Source organism: Pseudomonas sp. MYb13 (genome assembly GCF_002980075.1).
GTDB classification, from domain to species: Bacteria; Pseudomonadota; Gammaproteobacteria; order Pseudomonadales; family Pseudomonadaceae; genus Aquipseudomonas; species Aquipseudomonas lurida.
This window is the reverse complement of sequence record NZ_PCQI01000009.1, coordinates 14627-37186: the sequence shown is the minus strand read 5'-3', so window position 1 is coordinate 37186 and position 22560 is coordinate 14627. Positions and strand designations below refer to the sequence as shown.

Genomic DNA, 22560 nt, shown 5'->3' with positions numbered 1-22560 from the left:
CGACCTTTGTGGCTGTTAGGATTACACTCCTAAGGAAAGGGCTTACATAGTAAGTGTTGTTATCCTACGGGGCAGTCATGGATATTCAGATAATTTCACGGAATGGCGAACCCGAATACGCGGTGTTGCCATGGGATCAGTACCAGGCGCTGCTAAAAGCTGCCGGTCAGCAACAACCCACGCTACCTTCTCCTGCATCGACTGCCCAAGCCGCCCCCGGAGAGGAACTGCGCCCACTCGCAGACCTGCGCGGCTTGCGCGAAGCCAAGGGCCTGGCTATCGAGACCCTGGCGCGCACCGTGGGTATCAGCCCCTCATATCTTGGATTGATTGAAAGTGGTGAACGCCAGCCGGATGCCGCGATCCGCCGCAGCCTGGCCTGGGAATTGGGCGTTGCAGGTTGGAGGGATGAGTCTTGAGCCTACGTATCAGCCGTCAACACTGGGATGGGTTACTCAACGAACTGGACCAGGCGCGTCGCCAGCGCCATCTGCTGACCTACCGTGCGCTCTTGGAGCGCCTGCAGTTCCCCACGCCGGCCATGCAAACCCTGGCGGCGGCCCTTGAGCACCTGGCGGCGCTGGACGCCAAGGCCGAGCAGCCATTGCGCAGCTCGCTGGTGATCAGCCAGGGCGCCAGCCGCTTGCCGCGTACCGGTTTTTTTGAATGCGTGGAGCGCCTGGGGCGTTTCAGCGGGCCATCCGATGGTGTGGCCGCTGCCTCCTGGCACGCTTCGGAAGTGGTGCGGGTGTTCGAATACGAATATCCCGAGTCTGCCCAAGCCTAGAGCGCCTGGGTTAGCACGTCCATGCTGTCGATTACATGGATGCTGTAGCCCGCCACATCCTTGGCATGGTGCTTGGCTTTCGACGCCAGTTCCGCCAACTGGCTGGCATCGAGTTGCCCACAGGCCTGTGGGTATAAATGCACCACGCCGATAGACAGCGACAACAGCGCGAATTCCTGCCGCACGCCTTGGCGGTTCAACGCCACGAAACAGCCAGCATCCAGGTGTTCGGCACGGTAGAAGCGCCGGCATTGTGTGTGGAAATCATCCAGCAGTTGGTTAAGCCGCTTGCGCCAATCCTGCGGGCCCAGCACCAGTAGAAAGTCATCACCACCGATATGCCCCACAAAGTCGCGGCTGGGATCGACGCGGTCGTTCAAGCACTGCGCCAGGCACAGCAACACCTCATCCCCACGCCCGTAGCCATAGATATCGTTGAATGGCTTGAAGCTGTCGATATCCACGTAGCAGATCACCGACTCCCGTTGTTGTTGCAACAGGCGTGTAAGGCACTGCTGGATCGGCACGTTGCCCGGTAGCAGGGTGAGCGGGTTGGCGTAGCGCGCCTGCTGGATCTTCAGCTCGGTGATCAGCTTGAGTACGTCGATCACCCGGCCCAGTCCCAGGTAGTCGCCATTGAGCGTGATGATGAAGTCTTCTTCGATGCGTTGCCGTGCGCGACTGGTGAGCAGGCGGCTGACTTGCTGCAGCGACTGGCTCAGTTCCACCGCCAGGAAGTCGGTGCTCATCAATCGGCTGATGGGCTTGCGCGCAAACAGGTCGGTGGCGAACGGCTTGAGCAGCGCATCCGACAACAAGTGCCGGTGGACGATACCGATCGGGCGGCCGCACGGGTCCAGTACCGCCAGGGAATTGAGGTTGGCCTGGCGACGGAACGCTTCGAGCACTTGGGCAGTGGCGGTGTCCTGGTCCACTGCTGGGTGTTCGCTGAGCAGGGCGCTGAGGTCACTGGCTTCGTCGTTGAGTGCCACGCTGGCGCTGTCGGGCTTGGGCAGCATCAGGCGCGCTTCCTGTGGCGGTTGCTCCTGGGGACGGCAGAGCAGGTAGCCCTGGACCAAGTCCACGCCCATCTCCGTCAGCACCGCCAGCTCCTCGGGCAACTCGATGCCCTCGGCAATCACCTGGGCGCGTGAGGCCTTGGCGATTTGCAGGATGGAGCCGACGAACTCGCGCTTGAGCGCATCCTGGTGGATGCCGTCGATGAAGTGACGGTCGATTTTCACGTAATCCGGGCGCAACTCCGACCACAGCCGCAGGCTGGAATACCCGGCGCCCAAGTCATCCAGTGCGATGGCGAACCCCATGTTGCGGTAATGGTGCAGGGCGGTTTGCAGCAGGTCGAAGTCGTCGGTAGGCGTCTGCTCGGTGAGTTCGATCACCACCTGGCTGGGAGGAATGCCAAAGTCGCGCAGCAGTTGCAGTGTACGTCCCGGCTGGTGCGCCGTTTCCATCAGGGACTCCGGCGAGACATTGAGGAACAGCTTGCCCGGCAACTTCTGCTCACTGAAGCGTCGGCAGGCGCTTTCGCGGCAGGCCATCTCCAGTTCACTGAGACGCCCGGCCTGGCTGGCCACCGAGAACAGGGCGACGGGGGAGTGCAGCGGGCTGTTGGAAGGGCCGCGGCTGAGGGCTTCGTAGCCGAGGATGCGCCGTTCGGACAGGCAGATGATCGGTTGGAACAGGCTGTGCAAACTACCTTGAGCCAGGATAGAGCCCAATGCATCCAGCTGTTCGGTCATGGTCATGGCGATCTCGATCGAAAAAAAAGGACCGCAGGCTTGAAACCTGCGGTCCTTCATTTCACGACAGAATGATGTCTATATGATGACACTCTAAGGTGCGATCACATTAAATCGCTATCATTTACTGCTTGGCCACCTGTTTGGTGATCTTCAGGTAGTCCAGCAGGATCCGGCCAGTCTCGGCCAGGTACGCGTCGTCTTCCGGCTTGGTTTTTTCGGCTTCAGCCGGCAGCGCGTCCTCGTCTTCTTTCTTCAGCTCCTTGAGTGGGTCCTCACCCTTGGCCTTGCGGCGGATGTTTTCCAGTACAAGCTGCTTGTTTTCGATGTCGGAGTGCTGCGCACGACGGTCCACTTCATTGAGGCTGACCGTTTTTTCTTCCATCAGCTTCTTGGCCAGGGCCAGCTTGTCGCGGATGAATACGAACTCGGCATCCTTGGCGGAGCGGGTGTCGTGGTCAGCCTTCAACTGTGCCAGGAATGGCTTGAACGGATCCGACGCCGGCTTGATGGCAGGGCGGATGGTGTCCCACGGCATGGCTTCCGGCAGGGCGCTTTCGCCGATTTCCTTGGTGTCGATGATCGACGGGAAATCGATGTCCGGCAGTACACCCTGGTGCTGGGTACTCTGGCCGGAAACCCGATAGAACTTGGCCAGCGTCAGTTTAAGCTCGCCATGGTTCAGCGGCTGGATGGTCTGCACGGTGCCTTTGCCGAAGGTCTGGCCGCCGATGATCAACGCGCGGTGATAGTCCTGCATGGCGCCGGCGAAAATCTCCGAGGCCGAGGCCGAGAGGCGGTTGACCAGCAACGCCATCGGGCCTTTGTAGAAGGCGCCCGGGTTCTCGTCTTCGAGCACGTCGACACGGCCGTCAGCATTGCGTACCAACACGGTCGGGCCCTTGTCGATAAACAGGCTGGTCAGCTCAGTGGCTTCCTGCAGGGAACCGCCGCCGTTGTTGCGCAGGTCAATGACCACGCCGTCGACTTTTTCCTTCTGCAGTTCAGTCAGGATTTTCTTCACGTCGCGGGTGGTGGACTTGTAGTCCGGGTCGCCAGCACGGAACGCCTTGAAATCCAGGTAGAAGGCCGGGATTTCAATCACGCCCAGCTTATAGTCCTTGCCATCCTGCTTGAGGTTGAGGACTTTCTTCTGCACGGCCTGGTCTTCGAGCTTCACCGCTTCACGGGTGATGGACACGATCTTGCTGGTCTGGTCGTTCGGCGCATTGGTGTGCGGAATCACTTCCAGGCGCACCACGCTGCCTTTCGGCCCACGGATCAGCTTGACCACTTCGTCCAGGCGCCAGCCGACCACGTCGACCATCTCTTTGTCGCCCTGGGCAACACCGATGATCTTGTCGGCCGGAGCGACCTGCTTGGTCTTGTCCGCCGGACCTGCCGGCACCAGGCGCACGATCTTGACTTGGTCATTGTCGCTTTGCAGGACGGCACCGATGCCTTCCAGCGACAGACTCATGTTGATATCGAAATTTTCCGCGTTATCTGGCGACAGATAATTGGTGTGCGGATCGTAGGACATCGCGAAGGTGTTGATGTAGGCCTGGAAGATATCTTCGGCCCGGGTCTGGTCCAGGCGCGCCAGCTGATTCTTGTAGCGCTTGGTCAACAGCTCCTGGATGGCCTTCGGCTCTTTGCCAGCGATCTTCAGGCGCAGCACTTCGTCCTTGACGCGTTTGCGCCACAGGTCGTCAAGGGCGGCGGTGCTGGTCAGCCAAGGCGCGTCCTTGCGGTCCACCAGAAGGGTTTCCTTCTGGGTGAAGTCGAGTTTGTCGACGCCTTTGCCCAGTTCACCCAGGGCGAAGTCCAGGCGCGCTTTGACGCGGTCCAGGTAACGCTTGTAGATGGTGAAGCCGGGCTGCAGGTCGCCGCTCTTGAGGAAGTCGTCGAACTGGGTTTTCCACTTGTCGAACTCGGCGATATCGCTGGCCAGGAAGTAGCTGCGCGACGGATCCAGCAGCTTGAGGTAGCTGTCGTAGATGATCACCGAGCGAGCGTCGTCCAGCGGCGGCTTGCTGTAGTGATGGCGCTTGAGCAATTCGACGACGTTAAGGCTGGCAATCACCTCATCGCGATCCGGCTGAAGGTTGTCCCAGCTGTTGGCTGCGAACGTATTGGTCGACATCGACGCGAAGCCGAGACCAATGAAAAGAGCGAGGGCGGTGCTGGGGAACAAATGCTTCATGCTGATTCGACGCGGGGGCAATTGATAACGCATATTAGGCCGTCTTTGAGGGAGCCGGTTCCATATGGTCCGGTCGCATAATGCAAAAAGCCCGGCGATACAGCTACGGGCTCAGTCCAGACTCACTATGGAGGCACTGTGAAAGCATTGCAAGGCGTTGACGGTCATGTGGAGTGGTTGGAAGAACCCAGTCCTACCTGCGATGTAGGGCAAGTTCGCATCCGCGTGGCCGCTGCGGGCCTCAATCGCGCCGATTTATTACAGCGTGCAGGGCTCTATCCACCGCCACCGGGCGCCAGCCCTGTGTTGGGCCTCGAGTGTTCCGGGGTGATCAGCGAAGTGGGCGCGGGCTCATCCTGGCAAGTGGGTGACCGGGTCTGCGCGCTGCTCGCTGGCGGCGGGATGGCCGAAGAGGTGGTAGTCGATGCTCGCCACGTACTGCCTGCACCAGAAGGCTTGTCGCTGGTGGAAGCGGCAGCGCTGCCTGAGGTGTACAGCACGGCGTGGCTCAATCTGTTCCAGCTGGCGGGCCTCAAGCCGGGTGAGAAAGTGCTGCTGCACGCCGGCGCCAGCGGCGTGGGCTCGGCGGCGATCCAGTTGTGCAAGGCGTTTGGCAGCCCGTGCTGGGTCAGCGTCGGCTCGGCGGAGCGCCTGGCCTACTGCGAGGAACTGGGCGCCCAGGGCGGCGTGGTACGGACCGACGGGATCGAAGGGCTGCGGGATTTCGGGCCGTTCGATGTGATCCTCGACCCCGTCGGTGGCAACTACGCAGCACTGGACCTCAAGCTGCTGGCGCTCGATGGGCGCTGGGTATTGATTGGCTTGATGGGCGGTCGCGACGCACAACTGGACCTGGCACAGGTGCTGGGCAAGCGTATTCAGCTACTGGGCTCGACGCTGCGCAGCCGCAGTGATCAGTTCAAGGCGGACCTGTTCAGCGACCTGAGCCAGCATGTATGGCCGCTGTTCGTTGAAGGGCGGCTGAGCCCGCAACTGGCCAGGACCTTCCCGATAAAGGATGCCGAAGCGGCGTTTGCCGAGTTGGCGACCAATCAGATTTCCGGGAAGCTGGTGTTGGTGATTGACGAAAACCTGAGCTGATCCTGGATTGAAATGCAGTCCATGTGGGAGCGGGCTTGCTCGCGAAGGCGGTGTATCAATGAAGAATATTTCATCTGACACACCGCCTTCGCGATCAGGCCCGCTCCCACATTTTGATCGCACTTCAATTTCTGAAGGGGCTGTGTCAGGTCCAATGGTGGATCGGCCAGCCGGCCTTTTCGGCGTGCTCGCGCAATACCGGGTCCGGGTTCACCACCTGCGGGTGGTCCACCTTCAGCAGCAAGGGCAAGTCATTGCGCGAGTCCGAATAGAAATACGCGCCTTCCAGCGATTCACCTTCCTGCTCCAGCCATTCCAGCAACCGCGTGATCTTGCCTTCCCGGTAAGTCAGCACACCCACGGTTTGCCCGCTGTACACGCCATGGCTGACGTCCAGCTCGATCCCCAACACTTCCTCAATGCCGATCCGCGCCGCGATGGGCGTGACCAGGTGCGTGCCCGACGCGGAGATCACCAGGATCCGGTCGCCATTCGCCCGGTGGCGGGCGATGGTCTTGGTGGCGTCGCTGTAGATCAGCGGTTCGATCACATCCTCGACCCAAGGCTCTACCAAATGCTCGATTTCTTCCGGCGTGCGGCCGATCATCGGCTCGAGGCTGAAGTCCATGAAGTCTTCCATGCGCAGCTTGCCCTGGCTGTAGGCGTCCATCAGTTCGTTGTTCTTGCGCATGAACGACTCAGGGTCGACCCAGCCCAGGCGGCCCATCTGCTCACTCCACAGGGTGGCGCAGTCGCCGTGGATGAGGGTGTCGTCCAGATCAAAAATTACCAATGCCATCCGTCATGCTCTCTCAAATGAAACGTTGCCTCAGGCTACTTCACACAGGGCACTGGGGTCGATGGAAAGTGCCAGGCGTTGCCCGTCTGGGTGCAGGTCGTCGGCCGAGCGGTTGAGCACGTCCACCACCAATTCCACACCGCGCGCTTCGATACGGTAGCGAATCACGTTACCCAACAGGCTGTGGCTGCGCACCAGCGCATCCAGTTCGCCAGTACGGCTCAGCTCGATGGCCTCCGGGCGAATGGCGATACGGCTGCTGACCGGGCGCTGCAGCAGTTGGGTGGCCTTGTCGGCGTCCAGCAGGTTGTAGTTGCCGATGAACCCTGCAGCGAATACATCCACCGGCGCGGTGTAGAGCGTCTCGGCATCGCCGCTCTGCACGATCTTGCCCTGGTTCATCAGGAAGATCCGGTCGGACATGGTCAACGCTTCTTCCTGGTCATGGGTCACGAAGATGGTGGTCAGCCCCAGTTCGCGCTGGATCTGGCGGATCTGTTCGCGCAGGTGCTTGCGAATCCGTGCATCCAGCGCTGACAGCGGCTCATCCAGCAGCAACAGGCGCGGGCGGGTGACCAGGGACCGGGCCAGGGCCACGCGCTGGCACTGGCCGCCGGACATCTGGTGCGGGTAGCGGCCCGCCAGGTCCTTGAGTTCGACCAGTTGCAGCACTTCCTGCACGCGTTTGTGGCTGTCGTCGGCATTGACCTTTTGCATGCGCAGGCCGAAGGCGACGTTCTGTTCCACGGTCATGTTGGGAAACAGCGCATAGCTCTGGAACACCATGCCGATATGGCGTTTCTGCGGGCTCAGCGGCACGATGTCCTGGCCATCCAGGAGGATTTTGCCACTGTCCACCGTGGTCAGGCCGGCGATGCAGCGCAGCAGGGTGGACTTGCCGCAACCAGACGGGCCGAGCAAGGTGACGAACTCGCCCTTGGCGATCTCGCAGTTGATATCACTGAACACCGGGGTGCCGGCGTAGCCTTTTTGCAGGTGTTGGACGCTGACGAAGCTCATTGGCTTTTGTCCTTGTTCAAGATATTGGCGGCCCAGGTCAGCACCAGCACAAAGAAGAAATAGGAAATGACCACGGCACTGGTGAAGTGGCCGCTGCTGTTGCGCATGTTGTTCAGGTAGACCTGCAGGGTTTCGTAGCGGGTGCCCACCAGGATGTTGGCAAACACGAACTCCCCGAACAGGAACGAGAACGACAGCAACAGCGCCACCATCAGGCCTTTGCGCAGGTTGGGCAGTACCACCAGGATCGCTGCCTGCCAGGTGCTGGCACCGAGCAGTTGGGAGGCGTCCATCAGGTCGCGCAGGTTGATCGCCTGCAGGTTGTTGGTGATCGCCCGGTACATGAACGGCAGCGCGACGGTGAAGTAGCAACCGATCAGGATCCACGGGGTGCCCACCATCGCCATCGGCCCGGAGCCATACAGCTGCAGCAGGCCCACCGACGACACCACGGGCGGCACCGCGAAGGGCAGCAGGATCAGGATGTTCATCAGCGCATCGAGCCGGGGAAAGTGGTAATGCACCACGAACAGCAATGGCAGGATCAGCACCACTGACAGCACCAGCGCACCCACGCACACCAGCAGCGATTGCCCGAAGGCGATCAGAAAGCGTGGGTCGCTCCACAGCTGCACGTACCATTTCACGGTGAAGCCGGCGGGCAGGATCGTCGCCGACCAACTGCTGGCGATGGAGTAGACGAAGGTACCGATCAGCGGCAGCACCAGGATCGCAAACAACAGGTACACCACCACGCGGTGGTAGAGGGAGGCCGGGCCGGCTTCAGCGCGAGACATGGTAGCTCCTCTTGAGCAGCAGTTGATGGACCACGGTGACCACGGTCATCAGCACCACCAGCACAACGGCCAGGGCGCTGGCCAGGTTCGGGTCGAGCGATACGTCGCCGGAGACCAGCCCCGCGATACGGATCGGCAGCACGTTGAAGTTGCCGGTGGTCAAGGCGTAGACCGTGGCATAGGCGCCCAGGGCATTGGCCAACAGGATCACGAAGGTACCGAGCAGGGCAGGGGTCAGCACGGGCAGGCCAATATGTCGCCAGAACTGCCAGCCGTTGGCGCCCAGCAGGGACGCCGACTCACGCCAGTCTTCGCGCAGCGCATCGAAGGCCGGGTAAAGCAGCAGCACACCCAGCGGAATCTGGAAGTAGGTGTAAAGGATGATCAACCCGGTCTTGGAGTACAGGTTGAAGTCCTGAATGATCCCCGCCTGCTTGAGCATGAGGGTGATGCTGCCGTTGAACCCCAGCAGGATGATGAAGGCGAACGCCAGGGGCACACCGGCAAAGTTGCTGGTCATGTTGGCAAAGGCGGTGACGAAGTTGCGCAGCGGAGAATCCACCCGACGCAACGAGTAACTGCCCAGCACGGCGATGATGATGCCAAAGACGCTCGAGTAGAAGCTGATCTCAAGGCTGAACTGGATCGCTTGCAGGTAGAACTTCGAGCTGAAGATCCGCGTGAAGTTTTCAAGCCCCCAGCCAGCCTCTTCGGTTTGCAGGCTGTTGATCAGCACCCACACCAGTGGGGCGATTTCGAACACGATAAAGAACAGTGCGAAAGGCACCAGGCACAGCAGCGCCAGCCATTTGCCGCGGGTCATTTCAGCAGCTCCCGGCATACAGGTTTGTCGTGGGGCACGCCCAGCAGTTCGCACACGGTGCCGCACAGCTCGGTCTGTTTCGGCGCAGCCGTGGCGTCCAGGCTGAATGCGTCGCCGAGCACAAACAATGGCACCTCGCGTTCTTCCGGCAGCAGGCCGTTGTGGGAGCGGTCGTTGTTCATGCCGTGGTCGGCAGTCACCAGCACCTGGTAACCGGCGTCGAGCCAGGCTTGCAGGTAGTCGGCCAGGATGATGTCGGCCACCCGTGCGCTGTTGCGGTATTGCGCGGTATCGAGCCCGTGCTTGTGGCCGGCGTCATCAATGTTCATCGGGTGGGCCACCAGGAAGTTCGGCGCGTGTTTGAGGCGCAGGCTTTCGGCGTCGGCAAACAGGTGGGAATCCGGGTAGTGGTCATTCCAGTAGAAATGCCCATGCTGGATCGCCAGCGCCTTGTCGTCGGTATGACGGTCGCGGGCGGCGAGAAAGGGCGTGCGGTTATACAACTCGCTGACCCAGTGATAAGCCGCCGCCGCCGTGGTAAGGCCTGCGTCGGTGGCGTAATGGAAAATGCTGCGCTGGTTGGACAGGCGCGAGACGTTGTTGTGGACGATGCCGCTCTGGATCGGAGGCACGCCGGTCAGGATGCATTCATACAGCGGGCGGGACAGGGCAGGCAGTTCACATTCCAGCTTGTAGAGGGCTGCGCGTCCTGCGCCGACATAGGCCTGCAAGTGCCCCATGGCGTGTCGGGCAACCTCGAAGTTCAGGCCGTCGAGCACGACAAGGATGACATTGTGCTTCATGGGGGCTGGCGCTCCGCAACAGATGGGCTTGGATCAATTTCCGATTGCCGCCGGATCAACCTGTGGGAGCAGGCAAGCCCGCTCCCACATTGATCACGTTTCGATCAAATAGACCGATTACTTCATTTCAACGATGACCTGCTCGTTCCACAGTTGTGGCAGTTTCTTGGACGTCACTTCCCAGGCATCGGCATCCTTGATCGGCTGCGGGTTGGCTTTGGTGTACTGCTCGCCCGGGATGAGGTTCTTGGCGATGTCGGCCGGCAGTTTCAGGTCGGTTTCAGCGCGGATCGGGCGTGCGTTGCCTTTCGCCAGGTTGAGCTGGCCGGCGTCGCTGAAGATGTACTCACGCGTCAGCTTGGCGGCGTTCGGGTGCTTGGCGTATTTGTTGATGATGGTGGTGTAGCCGGATTTCACCGAGCCATCCGACGGGATCAGCACCACGTAGTCATCCGGGTTGGCCATCTTCGCCTTGTAGCTCAGACCGTTGAAGTCCCAGACCACGCCCACCTCGACTTCGCCTTTTTCCAGGGTGGCGATGGTTGGGTTGGACAGCGAGAGACGGCCTTGCTGGGCGATCTTGGTGAAGAACTGCAGGCCAGGGGCGATGTTCTTTTCGTCACCTTTATTGGCAATGGCTGCTGCGAGTACACCGTTGGCCGCTTGCGCCGCGGTGCTCACGTCACCGATGGAGACTTTGTATTTGCCGTTCTGCAGGTCAGCCCAGCTGGTTGGCACTTCAGAACCGTGCAGCAGCTTCTTGTTGACGATAAACGCGATGGTGCCGGTGTAGGCCAGTGCCCAGTGACCATCCTTGTCCTTCGCCCAATCCGGAACCTGCGCCCAGGTGGACGGTTTATACGGCTGGGTGACTTCCTGCTTCACCGCAATCGGGCCGAATGCTGCGCCCACATCGCCGATATCGGCGCTGGCGTTGTCTTTCTCGGCCTTGAACTTGGCGATTTCCTGAGCCGAGCTCATGTCGGTGTCGATGTGCTTGAGGCCGTAGGTCTTGGCGAGGTCTTCCCAGGTGCCTTTCCAGTTGGCCCAGTCATCGGGCATGCCGACGCTGTTGACGGCACCTTCCGCTTTCGCGGCGGCTTCCAGAGTTTTTAGATCGGTATCAGCGGCCATGGCGGCGGTGCACATGGCAATGGTCGAGCCTAACAGTGATGCCAGGAAAAGCTGTTTCATCCGAAGCTCCTTTGGGCGTTTTCAACGCTGCGTTTTTTGTCGACGTTTGCGGGCGGGCGATTCATCACTGATTTCTTTGTGCGCGTTGCGCCTGAAAGCCGGCCAGCTACAAGAAATCAGTGATGAATCGCCCCAGTTGGTCTAGGTCAGCAATACCTGAGCCAATCTAGGCCCGGTGGATGACAGTTTCATGTCGATGTCGTTTTTAAATCGCTGATGTCGCTAGTCGCAGAGTGAGCGTAGACCATGCTCAAGTGCCCGCAGGAATGGGACTTGGCCGATGTATTGCAGGGTGTGCTGCTGGGGATGCACACGGACTGTCATCTGTCGGTCATCTGTAATGCCTAGGCTGGCACGCAACCGTGCAAGCCCATTTACAGAGCGGTTTGTGCACCTTGTCGGTGCTGGTCTAGTCCAGATAGGTAACGTTGATGCGTGATGAGGCAATCAAGGCGGTGACATCCATCGGCCTGGCGCTGCAAGAGCAGATCGACCATGGCCTGTTGCCGCCAGCCAGCAAATTGCCCGCCGAGCGCAAGCTCAGCGAGTTGTTTGGTACCACTCGGATTACGGTGCGGGAAGCCTTGTTACAACTGGAAGCCCAAGGGCAGATCTACCGTGAGGAGCGGCGCGGCTGGTTCGTCTCGCCGCCACGGTTGGCCTACAACCTGATGCAACGCAGCCACTTTCACGCGATGGTCAACGCCCAAGGGCGCGTGGCGTCCACTGAAGTGATCTCTGCGCGGCTGCAACCGGCGTCGGCAGCGGTGTGTGCCTGGTTGCAGTTGCCGGCGCTGTCCAGCGTGATCCAGATCTGCCGGAGCCGGCGCATTGATGGGCGCTTGGTGTTATACGTGGAGCACTACCTGAACCCGCAGTATTTCCCGGGGATCCTGGCGTGCGATTTGAATCAGTCGATGACCGAGCTATATGCCCGCAAATACGACCTGCATTACGGTCGGGTGCGCTTTGAAATCGTGCCGACGTCACTGCCGGTTGAGGCCGCCGCCGCATTGCGCGTATCGGTAGGCAGCCCGGGCTTGCGTATTGCCCGGGTCAACTACGACCAGCACCAGCGGCTGATCGACTGCGACCTGGAGTTCTGGCGCCATGACGCTATTCACGTTGGCGTGGATGTGATCTGAACGCACATCTCGGAGCTGCCTTGCCGGCAATCCCGACAGTTACACCCGTGTACCAACCAACGCTAACCACGATGCGAAGCGAGTCGCTCTTGATCTTGTTTTTTGATCTTGTTTTTGATCTTGCCTTTGATCTCAGGCGCCCCATCAAACACGCTGGCCGGAATTCGACAGGGATTTGGGGGGTAAACCGGCAGGGATGCCGGTTTAGCCGCCCCGCGCCATGGATGGCGCGTGGCGGCGGCCCCCCAAATCACTGTCGGATTACGGGCACACCGAGCCTGGGCGAGGTGCCGAGTGTTGGGGCAAGAGCCTTTTGGTTACTTTGGGGCTCTTTTCCAAAGTGACCCGCTGTAAGAGCGGAACCCATAGCAGCCGTTGCCTAGATAACGGATATGTACTCAGTCTGATCCAACACCCAGGTCGGCTGTCAGGGCGCCTTCGCGGGCAAGCCCGCTCCCACAGTTGGATCGCGTGGTGACAGGCACATAGTGGTTGGCTGTCAGGGCGCCTTCGCGAGCAAGCCCGCTCCCACATTGTTGGATCGCGGGGTGACAGGCAGATGGTGGTTGGCGGTCAGGGCGCCTTCGCGGGCAAGCCCGCTCCCACATTGTTGGATCGCGGGGTGACAGGAGGATGGTGGTTGGCTGTCAGGGCGCCTTCGCGGGCAAGCCCGCGCCCACAGACACGCCTATGGCGTGAGCGCCTTGATCACCTGGTCCACATTGCCCTCCAGTTCCGTGACCGGCTCCGCGCCGTCGACATCCAGCACCAGCAACTGCGCACCACCGGCTGCGACCGCCGCCTTCACCGCCTCGCTCGGCTGACGATGGTGCAGCACGACCGCTATATCGTTGTCCTTCAATTCGGTACTGAGTGTCAGCAGCGCTTCTGGCGTCCAGTCGGCGTCAGGGCGTGCATCGGTGCTGAGCACTTCCAGGTTCAGGCTGCTGACCAGATACGCGAAGTGATCACTCAGGCTGACCACGCTCAGGTTATCCGCCTTGGCCAGTCGCGCCTCGCTGTCGGCGGTGAGTTTGAGCAAGCGTTGCTTGAGGGCGGCGAGGTTGGCATCGATCTTCGGCTTGGCAGAGGGGGCCAGCCGGCTCAGGTCGGCGGCCAGCACATCGGCCATGCGTCCCATGTTGTTGCTCGACTGCCATGGCTGGCTGTTGAGGCCATCGGTGACGCCCGGCTGCACCGCGATGCCCGGCAGGCCGCCGTCTACCGGGCGTGCGGCGTCGACTTCGACGATGCGGATATTGCTGCGCCGCGCCACTGGGTACAGCGGATCATCGGCCCACAGTGAGCGCAGGCCGATGGCCGCATCGGCGTCCAGCGCCAACTTGCTGAGGGCCGGAGCGCCACGGCCGGTGAAGTAGGACACCTGGCGCGAACCCGGCAGGTTGGCCGGGGCAGCGCGCTCGAGTTGTACGTCGGTGCCCTTGAGCAGCACCTCGGCCAGGCCATAGGTGATCGGCAACGAGGCCAGCACTTTGACCGGTTTTGCCGCGTGGGCAGCCGGTTTGGCCGCTTCGGCCGCCATCAACGGCGTGGTGAATAAACAAGCGATGGCGAGGGCCAGAGGATGAAGAACGGAACGCATTATCCAAGATTCCCTTTGAGGCTGGGCACGGTGCCGCGCGCGATGGCGGCCAGGGCGAAGGCGATACCGGCGACCAGGATGATGGCGGCGCCGGACGGCACGGGCAGGTCGAAGATGATCGGCAGCAGGATCCCGCACAGGGTGCTGACGGTGGCAATCGCGACCGAGACCCAGAAGAAACCCTTGAGCGACTGGCTCAACAGGCGCGCCGCAGCGGCCGGAATCACCAGCAGCGCACCGACCAGGATCGCGCCGATGACCTTGACCGCCGCGACGGTGATCAGCGTCACCAGGATCACGAACAGGTAGTCCAGGGTCTTTACGGCGACGCCGCGCACTGCTGCCAGTTGTGGGTTGAAGCTGGCCAGCATGATGCGGTTGTACAGCGGCAAGGCCAGGGCCATCACCAGCGAACCGACGATGGCCAGTACCAGCAGGTCATTGCCGTTGACCGTCAATACCGAACCAAAGAGCACGTTCTCCAGGATGTGCACGTTGATCTTGCCCGCCAGGATCAGCAACAGGCTTGCGCCCAGCGCCAGGGACACCGACAGGAACACCCCGATCAAGGTATCCGGCGCCAGGCCGGTTCGGTTGCGCAGGTAGTTGAGCAGGATGCCGAACAGCAGGCAGTAGCCGAACAGGGCACCGTACGGACCGGTGTAGGGTTCGCCCAGCAGAATGCCCACGGCGACGCCGGTCAGTGCGGCGTGGCCGACGGCTTCGGAGAAAAACGCGAAGCGCTTGACCACCACCAGCGTCCCCAGGCAGCCCAGCACCGGGCCAATGAGTAAGCCGGCGAGCAGCGCGTTGACCACAAAACCGTAGGCCAGCGCCTCCGGCAGATAGCCGGAAGACGCCCAACCCTGGACCATCAAGCGAAAGGCTTCATAACTCATTGCGCCGGGCTCCGAGGGTGGGTGGAGAACAGGGTGAGCAGGCGATCTGGGGTCAGCGCCTCCTTTGGCGTGGCATCGAACAGTACGCGACGGTTGAGGCCGGTGACGCGGTCTGCCAGGCGTCCCACGGCTCCCAGGTCATGCTCGATCCACAGCACGGTGATCCCGGCCAGGCGCCAGTCATTGAGCAGGCGTTCGAACACCTGGATACCGGCTTCATCGAGGGCCGACATCGGCTCATCCAGCACCAGCAGGTGCGGTGCCGGAATCAGCCCCTGGGCCAGCAATACGCGCTGGCGTTCACCGCCGGACAGCGCGCCCATGCGCCGCTTGCGTTTGTCCTGCATGCCAACGCGTTCCAGCGCATCCCCAATCGCGCCGGCGTAATGCTTGGACAGTCCAAGAAACGCAGGGCGTCGTTGACACATGGCTGCCATGAAATCATCCACGGTCATCGGCAAGCCACGGTCGAACTCCAGGGCCTGGGGCACATAACCGATGGTGCCGGGCGCGGCCGGCCAGTGCAGGCTCAAGCGCCCCTGATGGGGCGTTTGCCCCAGCAGGGTCTTGATCAGCGAGCTCTTGCCGCCGCCATTGGGGCCGACCAGTGCATGGATGCTGCCCGGCTGTACCTGAAAGCTCACGGCATCGAGGATCACCGTGCGGCCCAGGGTCAGCGACACCTGGTCGAACTCAAGCGTCGGGCCGACGCTGATCGCATTCAGTCGTTGCGCCGCCGTCATGCCCCCGACTCCTGAATGGCCCGAACCACGGTGTTGAGGTTGCCGGTCATTTCCACTTCGTACTTCTCGGCGCTGTATTCGCCGTAGGAAATATGCGACAGCGGGTACAGCTTGACCCCGGATTCACGCTGGATGGTGTCGACGTACGTGGAGGGGAAGTCCATCTCCGAGAAAATCACCTTCACGTCCAGGGCACGCAGTTCATCGATGGTTTTCTTCAACTGGCTGGGGCTTGGCTCGATCCCGTGGGCCGGTTCGACCACGGCGGTGACTTCCAGGCCGAACTCACGCAGCAGGTAGTCGTAGGCCGCGTGCACGGTGGCTACGCGCAGGTCCGGGTTGGGGGCGCTGGTCAACTTGGCCAGGGCATCGGCGCGCATCTGGCGCAGGCGCTTGCCGTAGGCGCGGGCGTTCTGCGTGTAGCTCTTGGCGTTTTCGGGGTCGAGCTTGCCCAGCTCGCGGGCGATGTTGTTGACCTGGGCAATCGACGCACTGATCGACAGGAAGGTATGCGGGTTGACCACCTTGCCTGCACCGCGCGCGGCGTTACCGGTGGCGGCGAGCAGCGGCACGTTGGCGTTGGCCTCGATGACCGGGATGTCCGGGCGTTCACTGGTGGCGATCATGCGGTCGGCGAAATCATCATGGCCGACGCCGTTGAGCACGATCACGTCCAGGGTGCCGATGCGCTTGATGTCTTCGGCGCGGGGCTCGTAGGCATGAGGGTTGAAGCCAGCCGGAATCAGCGGTACCACCTCGGCCTTGTCGCCGACGATATTGGCCACGTAGCTGTAATAAGGGTGCAGGGTGATGCCGATACGCAGGCGTTTAGCCGGCTCCTGATTAGGAAGTGCGTTCGCGAGGGGGGCGAGCATCAGGCTGAACAGGCCAACCAGCAACAGGCGTAACAGGGGCGATGAAATAGACATGGGCAATCGGTCTTCTCGTTCAGTGACGGTGCTGGCGGGTCACGCCGGCATCGAATTGCGCGACCACCTGCTGCCAGCCGGCTGCGATCAGCGCCTGGTCAGAGAGGTCGGAGGGAACTGCGAGGTTGGCTTGGCGGTTGAGCCAGATGTCCGGCTCGGCAGCGTCCACGCGCATCAGCAGCGAACCACTGGTGCCGGGCGCCTGGCTCAAGCCCAGGTAAGCCGAGGGTTGGAGCAATTGCCAGCGATGATCGCCACGGCTGACCGAGCTGGCGTCCTGGGCAAACGGTGCGAAGCCTTCTTCGGCCAATTGTGCTGGGCTGGGCAGCGCGCTTTGCTCCTGCTGCAATAGCTGGATCTCATCCAGGGTCACGAGCAGGTCGGCGTAGATGCCTTGTTCAGCGGCGCTCAGGTCGCGGCGGGCGTCCAATTGATGGCTGGGCACCGCTGCAACGTCCTGGGTTTCGCCGTGCAAGGCCACCACCGTGCCGGCCACCGCGAGGATGACCAGGCACAACAGCAGCACGTAGAGGGTTTCATGACCGGCCCCGGCGGGGCGTACAACCTGTGTGGTACTCATTGTGGCTGGATATCCGCTTGGTCGATTTCCACCACGTGGCCCGGGCCTGCGTCGAACAGCACATAGAATTCGGCGGACGGCTTCTTGAAGGTCAGGGTCGAGTCCTCGCCCAGCTTGCCGGGCACCAGGATGGTTTCGTCGTAGCCGATCACGTCCAGCGTCACGCCGGGTGCGCCGCTGCCGTCGGAGAAGCCGCCTTTGCACTGGATCTGCTCGCCGGGGATTTCCTTGCACTCGCACATCGGGTTGTGGGCCAGGGCAACAGTGCTGAAGCCGGCGCCCAGCAACAGAACGCCACAGGCGCGCGTCAGGCGCATCAAAGTCATGGTTTAACTCCTTGCTTGTTCAGCCAGGCAATAGTGGCAGGCGAGGCCTGGCTCAGCGGGATGGAACCCTGGTGCATGCTGCCGTCCCAGCCTTCCATGGTGACCCACAGTTCGGCATCGGCTGGCGTGCGTTCCGGAATCGGCAGGCCGGCGCCCATGCGATACGGCGTACCGAAGAAGATCACCCCGGCGGCGCGCAGGCTACGGGGCTTGCCGATACGCAGGTAGGTGGCCTTGACCTGATTGGCGCAGGTGTCGCACAGGGCGGCGTTGAAAAACTTCATCGGGCCGGCCGGGTCCGGGCGTGGGGCCTCATTGCGAAATTCAGCGAGGGTCAGGCTCCACGGACCGACCTGCACTTCGCCAGCCACTCGCTCGCCGATACCGGTGTCGCCGCGAAACAGCGCGGCATCAGCGAAATACTTGGGCATGAAGCCCAGGGGTATCAGCAACAGCAGCACGTTGATATGGAAGCGCCATTTCAGCCAGAAGGCTCGCAGTGGCGACGTCGGTACAGCCGCAACCTTGCTCATGAGTTGGCCTCCGAGGTTTCAGCCTGCATGGCCGGGATGGAAACGGGCTTATTTTGGGTCTTGGCTTCGCGCTTGAGGGCATTGAGCGTGGCCAGGGCGGTGCGCTTGGTCCAGATAAGCAGGCCGCTGAGCACCATCATGCTCATGACCAGGCCGAAGAACGCCCAGATCAGCTTGATCCATATCCCGCCAAAGTCGCCGGTGTGCAGTGGGCGCATGGACTCGGTGACGAACTCCAGTTTCGAGCGGTCGGACAGCAGGTGTGCCGCAGCGACTTCACCGTCATAGGGGTTGATCTGCGCGGTCTGGAACATCAACGGGTACCAGCCCCGTCCGCCGATCTGCAGATGACTGTAGGCGTTGAGCGGCAGGCTGATGAAACTCGCCTCCAGGCCAGGAATACGCTGGGTGGCGATCTTGATGGCCTCGTCGACCGGAATCATCGGGGCCGGTACGCCGGGCGCCGACATCGGCACCTTTTCACGCGCAATCACCGGGATGACCGGTTCGGTGGAAATCGAAATCTGGTTGTCGCCCAGGATCGCCCGGATCAGGAACCAGATGCCGGTGACGGAAATGACCGCGATGAACCAGATCGACCAGATACCGCTCAAGCGGTGGAAGTCACCCCAGAATATCCGCGCGCCGTGGCGGATGCGCAGGGTAGGGCGCAGGAAGCCCTTCCAGAAACGCTTGTACACCACCAGCCCGGTGACCAGCGACGCCAGCAACGGGATGCCGAGTGCCGACACCAGGTACCAACCCCAGCTGTAGCCATTGGTAAACGGCACCAGCCACCAGCCGTGCAGGGCGCGGGTGAATTGCTGGAAGTTGAAGGATGGGCTGATGCCCTGGATCGCACCGGTGTAGGGGTTGACGTAGACCTCCACCGAACGCCCGTCGGGGTAGCTGAGGTCGACGCTGAGGGCGAAATGGGACTCGTCGGGACGGCTGATCGACTGGACGAACACCTGCGGTTCCTCGCGCTTGATGGCGGCGATCACCTGGTCATAGCTCAGGGGTTCGGCGTCGTCCGTCGGCTTGCTTGCGCGGATATCCGGGTTGGCCAGCCAGACGATCTCCTGGCTGACCACCGCCAGGGTCCCGGTGACGCAGACGATCAGTACAAAGAACCAGATGGGCAACGCCAGCCAGCTATGTACGAGAAACCAGAGTTTGGAGCGTGACTTCTTCGACATGTGAATGAGGGTCTTGATCGGAGGGGGGCAGTGAAGGCCCGGAAAAGGCCAGTCGTAGCTTTTGCTGACGCGACAGGCTGTATCTAAGTTAAGACGGATGAGAATGAGAAATCCCTAACCCGGATATGAAAGAAAATGTTTCAGGTTCACATTCAAGCGTCTTTAACGCCTGGATCGAACACGAAACATGTTCCAAGCCATCACCCAGGCGCCATTGATGGGGCGGGGCGGCTGCGTAGGATGGGCTCATGCCGTTGAGTGAGCCCCATCCCAAGCGAGCCTAAGAAAAATGACTGCCAGAACCCTCTATGACAAACACATCGATTCCCACACGGTGTGCTCCCTGGATGATCAGGGCCATGTCCTGCTCTATATAGACCGCCAGGTGATCAACGAATACACCAGCCCGCAGGCCTTCAGTGGCCTGCGTGACGCAGGGCGTAAGGTTTGGCGCCCCGGCACGGCGTTGGCCGTGGTCGATCACGTGAACCCCACTACCCCTGAACGTATTGCGGCGATGCCGGACGCAGGCGGCGCACGGCAGGTGTCCTACCTGGCCGAGAACTGCCGGGACTTCGGCATCGAGTTGCTGGATATCCTCGACAAGCGCCAAGGCATCGAACACGTGATCGCCCCGGAACAGGGGTTTATCCTGCCGGGCATGGTGATTGCCGCCGGTGACAGCCACACCACCACCTATGGTGCCCTCGGGGCCTTCGGTTTCGGCATCGGCACGTCGGAAATCGAACACCTGCTGGCTTCACAGACCCTGGTCTACAAGCGACTGAAGACGATGCGCGTGAGCGTAGACGGCGAGCTGGCGCCAGGCCTGACCTCCAAGGACGTGATCATGGCGCTGATCGGCAAGATCGGTGCTTCGGGCGCGACCGGCTACGCCATTGAATTTCGCGGCTCGACCCTCGATGCGCTGAGCGTCGAGGCGCGCATGACCATCTGCAATATGGCGGTGGAAGCCGGTGCACGGGGCGCGTTCATGGCGCCGGACGAAAAAGTCTTCGCCTACCTCAAGGGCAAGCCGCGCGCGCCAAAAGGCGAGTTGTGGGACCAGGCACTGGTAGGTTGGCGGCAGTTGCACTCGGATGCCGACGCAGTGTTTGACCGAGAAGTGCAACTCGACGCCACCACCCTGGAACCCATGGTCACCTGGGGCACCAGCCCCGACCAGGCTGCGCCCATCGGCGCCCGTGTGCCGGACCCGCAGGACGTCAGCGACCTGATCCTGCGCCAGGACATGCGCCGCGCCCTCCACTACATGGGCCTGCAAGCCGGCATGCCGCTGAGCGAAATCGTCATCAGCCATGCGTTTATCGGCTCCTGCACCAACGCCCGCATCGAGGACCTGCGCGACGCCGCCCGCGTGGTGCGCGGCAAACACGTGGCCGACCACGTGCGCGCGATGATCGTGCCCGGCTCCACCGAAGTGCGCGACCAGGCCGAAGCCGAAGGCTTGGCGACGATTTTTATCGACGCCGGTTTTGAGTGGCGCCAGTCGGGCTGCTCGATGTGCCTGGCGATGAACGACGATGTGCTGGCCCCCGGCGATCGCTGCGCTTCCAGCACCAATCGTAATTTCGAAGGCCGCCAGGGCGCGGGCGCACGCACTCACTTGATGAGCCCGGCGATGGTCGCGGCCGCCGCCATTACTGGCCGCCTCACTGATATCCGCCACTTTGGAGCGCGCCCATGAGCCAGCTACCGTTTACCTTGGTCACCGGCAAGGCCGCGCCGATGCTGGCGGCCAACATCGACACCGATGTGATCATGCCCAAGCAGTTCCTCAAGGGCATCGACCGCAGCGGCCTGGACCGTGGGCTGTTCTTCGACTTGCGCTTCTTGCCGTCCGGCGAGCCCAACCCCGCTTTCGTGTTGAACCAGCCGGCCTGGGAGGGCGCGAGTTTCATGGTGGTCGGGTCTAACTTCGGCTGCGGTTCCAGCCGTGAACACGCGGTGTGGGGGCTGAAGCAGATGGGCATCCGCGCGTTGATCGGCAGCAGCTTTGCCGGGATTTTCTATGACAATTGCCAGCGTAACGGGGTGTTGTTGATCACCCTGGACGAGGCCGTGCTGCAGCAGTTGGGCAAGACGGTCAGCCAGGCGGACCAGGCGCAGATCAGTGTGGACCTTGACGCCCAAAAGATTTACCTGGCGGATGGCCAGGTGATCCCGTTCCAGATCGATACGTTGCGCAAGACCGCCCTGCTGCTGGGCCTGGATGCCATCGGCAGTACCTTGCAGCGCAGTGACGAGATCAAGGCCTTCGAACGTCGACACCTGCAAGCCAACCCCTGGCTCAACTGACACACCCAGCTCCAAAAAAGGTGGAGCGAGCCCGCTCCCACCTTTTTGATTGGCTTTGCAACGCTATGGGCTAGATCGAGAGCCCTTTGAAGTGCTCCTGCAAGAACTCCACGCAGGCGCGCAGTTTCCCGGAATACGCCAGCCGTGTCGGGTACACCGCCCACACATTCGCGCTCTGGGTATATCCGTGCAGTACCTGCACCAGCTTGCCCTGTTCCAGCAGTGGCTTCACATCCCACATCGAACGCAGCAGCACCCCGCGCCCATCCAATGCCCACTGCAACACAATCTCGCCATTGTTCGACGACAGCGGGCCACGCACGCGCACGCTTTCCTGGGCGCCGTCGTGCTCCAGGTTCCAGATGCCAAACGCGTTATCGCGCTCCTTGAGCACCAGGCAGTCGTGCTGCTCCAGGTCGCTCAATTGGTGCGGTGTCCCGCGTCGCTGCAGATAAGCCGGCGCGGCGCACAGTACGCGGCGGTTGCTCACCAGCCGGCGACCGATGTGCTGGCCGGGGATGTCGTCACCCACGCGGATCTCCAGGTCGAAGCCTTCGCTGACGATGTCTACCACGCGGTCGAACAGGTCCAGGCGGATTTCCAGGTCCGGGTACTGCTCTGCCAGCAACGACAGGGCCGGGGCCACATGATTGCGGCCGAAGCCGAAGCTGCTGCACAAGTGCAGGCGGCCGCGAGGGCTGTCATGGGCGTCGGAGAGTTCATCGGAGAGTTGCTGGAAGTCTTCCAGGATGCGCACGGCCCAGCGCTGTACCCGTTCACCGTCTTCGGTCAGGGCGATGCGTCGGCTGGTGCGATGTAGCAGGCGGGTGGCCAGGGTGGTTTCGAGGATCTGGATGCGCTTGCTGACGTAGGCCGGCGACAGCCCGAGCTCATCGGCAGCCGCTGCGAAGCCGGCCTTGCGGATCACGGTCAGGAACACCCGTAGGTCTTCGGGTAGGGGCACGGTATCTTTCTTGTTAGTCATCAGAAACAA

23 protein-coding genes are annotated in these 22560 nt (G+C 61.7%); 6 read left to right on the top strand and 17 right to left on the bottom strand.

Translation table 11 applies throughout. The features are described 5' to 3' along the window. The first annotated feature begins 77 nt into the window (after positions 1-77). Together CQ002_RS17155 and CQ002_RS17150 are read left to right on the top strand one after the other, a co-directional pair. Positions 78-419: a helix-turn-helix transcriptional regulator gene (locus tag CQ002_RS17155; RefSeq protein ID WP_098467661.1), complete on the top strand. Its 342-nt coding sequence runs from the start codon at positions 78-80 to the stop codon at positions 417-419. Beyond that, entirely contained in the window at positions 416-787 is a 372-nt protein-coding gene (locus CQ002_RS17150; RefSeq protein WP_105161918.1) for a hypothetical protein, read from the top strand. Before CQ002_RS17155 ends, CQ002_RS17150 begins: the two co-directional genes overlap by 4 nt. On the opposite strand, the gene CQ002_RS17145 is transcribed toward CQ002_RS17150, so the two are convergent. Together CQ002_RS17145 and CQ002_RS17140 are read right to left on the bottom strand one after the other, a co-directional pair. Beyond that, positions 784-2553 (bottom strand): bifunctional diguanylate cyclase/phosphodiesterase, encoded by a 1770-nt coding sequence (locus CQ002_RS17145; RefSeq protein WP_034103134.1) that lies wholly within the window; start codon positions 2551-2553, stop codon positions 784-786. The genes CQ002_RS17150 and CQ002_RS17145 overlap by 4 nt on opposite strands. 118 nt (positions 2554-2671) lie before the next feature. Then, a complete protein-coding gene (locus CQ002_RS17140; RefSeq protein ID WP_174555851.1) occupies positions 2672-4753 on the bottom strand; it encodes a carboxy terminal-processing peptidase in 2082 nt (693 codons plus the stop codon). A gap of 138 nt (positions 4754-4891) precedes the next feature. On the opposite strand from CQ002_RS17140, the gene CQ002_RS17135 reads away from it, so the two are divergent. Next, positions 4892-5854 carry a zinc-binding dehydrogenase gene (locus CQ002_RS17135; protein ID WP_034103064.1) on the top strand — a complete coding sequence of 321 codons (963 nt, stop codon included), beginning with the start codon at positions 4892-4894 and terminating at the stop codon, positions 5852-5854. Positions 5855-5999: 145 nt separating this feature from the next. On the opposite strand, the gene CQ002_RS17130 is transcribed toward CQ002_RS17135, so the two are convergent. The 6 genes from CQ002_RS17130 to CQ002_RS17105 all read right to left on the bottom strand — a co-directional run bounded on the left by CQ002_RS17130 (position 6000) and on the right by CQ002_RS17105 (position 11290). Then, complete coding sequence (locus CQ002_RS17130; protein ID WP_034103066.1) at positions 6000-6653, bottom strand: HAD family phosphatase; 654 nt, start codon at positions 6651-6653, stop codon at positions 6000-6002. A 30-nt stretch (positions 6654-6683) separates the two neighbouring features. Next, positions 6684-7673, bottom strand: coding sequence for an ABC transporter ATP-binding protein (locus tag CQ002_RS17125; protein WP_034103068.1), 990 nt, complete (start codon positions 7671-7673; stop codon positions 6684-6686). Beyond that, positions 7670-8470, bottom strand: coding sequence for an ABC transporter permease (locus CQ002_RS17120; RefSeq protein WP_034103070.1), 801 nt, complete (start codon positions 8468-8470; stop codon positions 7670-7672). The genes CQ002_RS17125 and CQ002_RS17120 overlap by 4 nt, the downstream gene beginning before the upstream one ends. Then, on the bottom strand, positions 8457-9293 hold the full coding sequence (locus CQ002_RS17115) for an ABC transporter permease subunit (RefSeq protein ID WP_034103072.1): 837 nt from the start codon (positions 9291-9293) through the stop codon (positions 8457-8459). Before CQ002_RS17115 ends, CQ002_RS17120 begins: the two co-directional genes overlap by 14 nt. Beyond that, positions 9290-10096, bottom strand: a complete 807-nt coding sequence (locus CQ002_RS17110) for an alkaline phosphatase family protein (protein WP_034103073.1) — start codon at positions 10094-10096, stop codon at positions 9290-9292. Before CQ002_RS17110 ends, CQ002_RS17115 begins: the two co-directional genes overlap by 4 nt. Positions 10097-10213: 117 nt before the next feature. After that, positions 10214-11290: an ABC transporter substrate-binding protein gene (locus CQ002_RS17105; RefSeq protein ID WP_034103075.1), complete on the bottom strand. Its 1077-nt coding sequence runs from the start codon at positions 11288-11290 to the stop codon at positions 10214-10216. Positions 11291-11721: 431 nt separating this feature from the next. On the opposite strand from CQ002_RS17105, the gene CQ002_RS17100 reads away from it, so the two are divergent. After that, on the top strand, positions 11722-12435 hold the full coding sequence (locus tag CQ002_RS17100; protein WP_034103077.1) for a UTRA domain-containing protein: 714 nt from the start codon (positions 11722-11724) through the stop codon (positions 12433-12435). 688 nt (positions 12436-13123) lie between these two features. Here CQ002_RS17100 and CQ002_RS17090 read toward each other — a convergent pair. The 8 genes from CQ002_RS17090 to CQ002_RS17055 are packed head-to-tail and all read right to left on the bottom strand — an operon-like array spanning position 13124 to position 19247. Beyond that, positions 13124-14038: a metal ABC transporter solute-binding protein, Zn/Mn family gene (locus tag CQ002_RS17090; protein ID WP_105161920.1), complete on the bottom strand. Its 915-nt coding sequence runs from the start codon at positions 14036-14038 to the stop codon at positions 13124-13126. Beyond that, positions 14038-14937 carry a metal ABC transporter permease gene (locus CQ002_RS17085; protein WP_105161921.1) on the bottom strand — a complete coding sequence of 300 codons (900 nt, stop codon included), beginning with the start codon at positions 14935-14937 and terminating at the stop codon, positions 14038-14040. The genes CQ002_RS17090 and CQ002_RS17085 overlap by 1 nt, the downstream gene beginning before the upstream one ends. Continuing rightward, a complete protein-coding gene (locus CQ002_RS17080) occupies positions 14934-15680 on the bottom strand; it encodes a metal ABC transporter ATP-binding protein (RefSeq protein ID WP_105161922.1) in 747 nt (248 codons plus the stop codon). The genes CQ002_RS17085 and CQ002_RS17080 overlap by 4 nt, the downstream gene beginning before the upstream one ends. Then, positions 15677-16609 (bottom strand): metal ABC transporter substrate-binding protein, encoded by a 933-nt coding sequence (locus CQ002_RS17075; RefSeq protein ID WP_105161923.1) that lies wholly within the window; start codon positions 16607-16609, stop codon positions 15677-15679. The genes CQ002_RS17080 and CQ002_RS17075 overlap by 4 nt, the downstream gene beginning before the upstream one ends. 19 nt (positions 16610-16628) lie before the next feature. Beyond that, positions 16629-17189 carry a DUF6162 family protein gene (locus CQ002_RS17070; protein ID WP_105161924.1) on the bottom strand — a complete coding sequence of 187 codons (561 nt, stop codon included), beginning with the start codon at positions 17187-17189 and terminating at the stop codon, positions 16629-16631. After that, positions 17186-17515, bottom strand: coding sequence for a hypothetical protein (locus CQ002_RS17065; RefSeq protein WP_034103092.1), 330 nt, complete (start codon positions 17513-17515; stop codon positions 17186-17188). The genes CQ002_RS17070 and CQ002_RS17065 overlap by 4 nt, the downstream gene beginning before the upstream one ends. Then, positions 17512-18048, bottom strand: a complete 537-nt coding sequence (locus tag CQ002_RS17060; RefSeq protein WP_034103094.1) for a hypothetical protein — start codon at positions 18046-18048, stop codon at positions 17512-17514. The genes CQ002_RS17065 and CQ002_RS17060 overlap by 4 nt, the downstream gene beginning before the upstream one ends. Beyond that, positions 18045-19247, bottom strand: a complete 1203-nt coding sequence (locus tag CQ002_RS17055) for a PepSY domain-containing protein (protein ID WP_034103095.1) — start codon at positions 19245-19247, stop codon at positions 18045-18047. Before CQ002_RS17055 ends, CQ002_RS17060 begins: the two co-directional genes overlap by 4 nt. A 289-nt stretch (positions 19248-19536) precedes the next feature. Here CQ002_RS17055 and leuC point away from each other — a divergent pair, with 289 nt between their 5' ends. Both leuC and leuD read left to right on the top strand, forming a co-directional pair. Continuing rightward, the gene (leuC, locus tag CQ002_RS17050) at positions 19537-20955 is read left to right on the top strand and encodes a 3-isopropylmalate dehydratase large subunit (RefSeq protein WP_105161925.1); all 1419 of its coding nucleotides are present in this window, start codon (positions 19537-19539) and stop codon (positions 20953-20955) included. Then, the gene (gene leuD / locus CQ002_RS17045) at positions 20952-21566 is read left to right on the top strand and encodes a 3-isopropylmalate dehydratase small subunit (protein WP_034103097.1); all 615 of its coding nucleotides are present in this window, start codon (positions 20952-20954) and stop codon (positions 21564-21566) included. The genes leuC and leuD overlap by 4 nt, the downstream gene beginning before the upstream one ends. 70 nt (positions 21567-21636) lie before the next feature. Here the strand turns inward: leuD and CQ002_RS17040 are convergent, their stop codons facing one another. Continuing rightward, positions 21637-22551 carry a LysR substrate-binding domain-containing protein gene (locus tag CQ002_RS17040; RefSeq protein ID WP_197984510.1) on the bottom strand — a complete coding sequence of 305 codons (915 nt, stop codon included), beginning with the start codon at positions 22549-22551 and terminating at the stop codon, positions 21637-21639. Positions 22552-22560 lie beyond the last annotated feature (9 nt).